The sequence below is a fragment of the Sphingopyxis sp. genome (assembly GCF_035565275.1).
In the GTDB taxonomy this organism is placed as follows: Bacteria; Pseudomonadota; Alphaproteobacteria; order Sphingomonadales; family Sphingomonadaceae; genus Sphingopyxis.
In genome coordinates this window covers 1-3,183 of record NZ_DATMST010000021.1, presented here as the reverse complement: position 1 = coordinate 3,183, position 3,183 = coordinate 1, and the positions used below count along the sequence as shown (strand labels likewise).

2 protein-coding genes and 1 pseudogene are annotated in these 3,183 nt (G+C 65.9%); all 3 read left to right on the top strand.

The window, feature by feature from the left end:
- A partial coding sequence (locus VN047_RS01770) for an amidohydrolase family protein (RefSeq protein ID WP_325539409.1) occupies positions 1 to 819 on the top strand: 819 nt, incomplete at its 5' end.
- A 78-nt stretch (positions 820 to 897) separates the two neighbouring features.
- A complete protein-coding gene (locus tag VN047_RS01765; protein WP_325539407.1) occupies positions 898 to 2,865 on the top strand; it encodes a serine hydrolase domain-containing protein in 1,968 nt (655 codons plus the stop codon).
- Positions 2,865 to 3,183: pseudogene (locus tag VN047_RS01760) on the top strand (dipeptide epimerase); the annotation flags it as partial. The gene VN047_RS01765 and the pseudogene VN047_RS01760, both read left to right, overlap by 1 nt.

The following is a 3,183-nucleotide window of genomic DNA, read 5'->3' as shown; positions in this document are numbered from 1 at the left end:
GGCGGAGTCGCCGCGCACGGCGGGCACGGCGACGTCCACGGCTATCGGCCGGAAATCCTCGACCTGTTCCGTGCGCCGACGCTGTGTTCGGGCGCCGACGATTGCGCGCGCGCGGTACGGCTCGCGGTGCAGCAGGGCGCCGACATCATCAAGACCGCATCGACTGGCGGGGTGATGTCGAACACCGCCGCGGGCCTCGGCCAGCAGATGAGCGACGCCGAACTGGTCGCGATCGTCGAAACCGCGCATCGCCTTGGCCGCAAGGTCGCTGCGCACGCGCACGGCACCGACGGGGTCAACGCGGCGCTGCGCGCCGGTGTCGATTCGGTCGAGCACGGGACGTACATCGACGCCGAATCGATCCGCCTGTTCAAGGCAAAGGGAAGCTATCTCGTCCCGACGCTGCTCGCCGGCGACACCGTGTCGCAGCAGGCCGAGACCGCCGACTGGATGCCCGATGCCGTTCGCGCCAAGGCGCGCACCGTCGGGCCGCTGATGGTCGATGCGCTGCGGCGCGCGCATGAAGGCGGCGTGCGAATTGCGTTCGGCACCGACTCGGCGGTTTCGAAACATGGCGAGAATGCGCGCGAATTCGCGCTGATGGCCAAGGCGGGGCTGACCCCGCTCGACACGATCCGTGCCGCGACGGTCTGGGGTGCGACGCATGTCGGGCTGGAAGGCGAGGTCGGGTCGATCGCTGCGGGCAAGGCGGCGGATATCGTGGCGGTCCGCGGCAATCCGCTTGATGATGTGAAACAGCTCGAAACCATGCATTTCGTGATGAAGGGCGGCGCGGTCGTCCGGCCGGCGGGCGACTGAGCCCGGATATCCTTTTCGACAGATGACGGGCCGTTTCGCCTCGCGAGACGTGCCGGGAGAGTGATGATGCGATCGATCATGAAATTTGCCTTGTTGCCGTTCGTCCTGCTGCTGGGCGTCGGAGCATCGGGGCAGGCGATAACGCCCGCGCCCGCCGCGCCGAAAAGCGCGCGGCCGGATGCCGGCGGCGCCGCGGCGGCGACCACTCTCCCCGGACCTGCCGCGGCGCTCACCAAGGAAAATGTCGATGTATGGCTCGACGGTTTCGTGCCCTTCGCGCTCGAACGCGGCGATCTTGCGGGCGCGGTGATCGTCGTGGTCAAGGACGGGCAGGTGCTGACGCAGCGCGGCTTCGGCTATGCCGACGCCGCCAAACGCACGCCGGTCGATCCCGACAGGACGCTCTTCCGTCCGGGTTCGGTGTCGAAGCTCTTTACCTGGACCGCGGTGATGCAGCAGGTCGAGGCGGGCCGGATCGACCTCGACAAGGACGTCAACGCCTATCTCGATTTCAGGATTCCGGCGTATCAGGGCAAGCCCGTCACGATGCGGCAGCTCATGACGCACACCGCGGGGTTCGAGGAACATGGCAAGCGGACCATGTTCGAGGATCCGAAATTCCAGATCTCGCTGGGCGATTATGTGAAGACGCCGCCCAAGCGCATCTTTGCGGCGGGGACGACGCCCTCCTATTCCAACTATGGCACGGCGCTCGCTGGCTATATCGTCGAGCGTGTGTCGAAGACACCGTTCGACACCTATATCGAGCAGCGGATTTTCCAGCCGCTCGGTATGGCGCGATCGACCTTTCGCCAGCCGCTGCCGGGGGCCTTCGCGCCGTGGATGGCGACGGGGTATCGCCAGCTTTCGGCCGGCCCCTCGAAATTCGAGATTGTCGGCCCGTCGCCGGCCGGCGGCCTCTCTTCGACCGGCGCCGACATGGGCAAGTTCATGATCGCGCACCTGGGTCAGGGGGCGGGTCTGATGAAACCCGAAACCGCGCGGATGATGCACGACACACCGCTCACCATCCTGCCGCCGCTCAACCGGATGGAGCTGGGATTCTTCGAAACCAATATCAACGGCCGTCAGGTGATCGCGCATCTGGGCGATACGCAGCTTTTCCACACCGCGCTGCATCTGTTCATGAACGAGAATATCGGCATCTATATGTCGTTCAACGCGACCGGCGAGCAGGCCTCGGTCGGCGCCGTGCGCCGCGCGCTGTTCGAGAAATTCGCCGATCGCTATCTTCCCGGCAATGAAATGCCCGCGACCCGGGTTGATGCGAAGACGTCGGCCGAGCATGCAAAAATGCTGGCGGGGAGCTGGCTCAACAGCCGCCGTTCCGAATCGAATTTCTACGCGCTCGCCTCGCTCATCGGGCAGGTGACGGTCAGCGTCGATGCCAAGGGCCAGCTGATCGTTCCGGCGGGGCGCGACCTCAATGGAAAGCCGGCGAAGTGGGTCGAGACCGCGCCGTTCGTCTGGCACAATGCCGACGGTCACGGCCGGCTCGCCGCGCAGGTCGTCGACGGCAAGGTCGTGCGCTGGAGCATCGACGGCATATCGCCCTTCATGGTGTTCGATCGTGCGCCCGCTTCGAAATCGGCGGGGTGGATCAAGCCGGCGCTTTACCTGGGCTTTGCCGTCCTTTTGATTACCCTGCTCCAGTGGCCGGTTTCGGCGCTGGTCCGCCGTCATTACAAGGCGCCGCTGATGCTTCAGCGCCGCGCGCTACTGGCGTATCGCGGCGTCCGCATTGCGGCTGGGCTGGTGCTCGCGGTGGTGACCGCGTGGGTGGTCAGCCTGTCGACGCTGAAGGCGCTGCCGTCGCTCGATCCGTGGCTGTGGCTGCTCCAGATCGCAGGGCTGATCATCTTCGTCGGCGGCGTGCTGCTCGCGGCATGGAATTTGCGCCTCGTTCGCCAGGAAAAGCGTGGCTGGTTCCGCACACTGTGGGCGGTACTGGTGCTGCTGGCGATGCTGTTGACGCTTTACGTCGCGTGGACCTTTGGCCTGATCGCAATGACGGTGAATTACTGATGGCACGCCTGAAACTCGGGGTCTCGGTCGAAAAGCTCAAGCTGGCCGAGCCCTTCCGCATCGCGAGCCGGACCTTCGACTGCGCCGATGCGATCGTCGTCACGCTCGACGACGGCGTTCACGTCGGACGCGGCGAGGCGACGGGGGTCTATTATCTGGGCGATGACCTTGCGCATATGCTCGCCGAGCTGGAGATCGCGCATGACGCGATCGAGGCGGGGCCGTCGCGCGCCGAGCTGCGCACGATCCTGCCCGCCGGCGGCGCGCGCAACGCGGTCGATGCGGCGATGTGGGAGCTGGAATCGAAACGGACCGGGC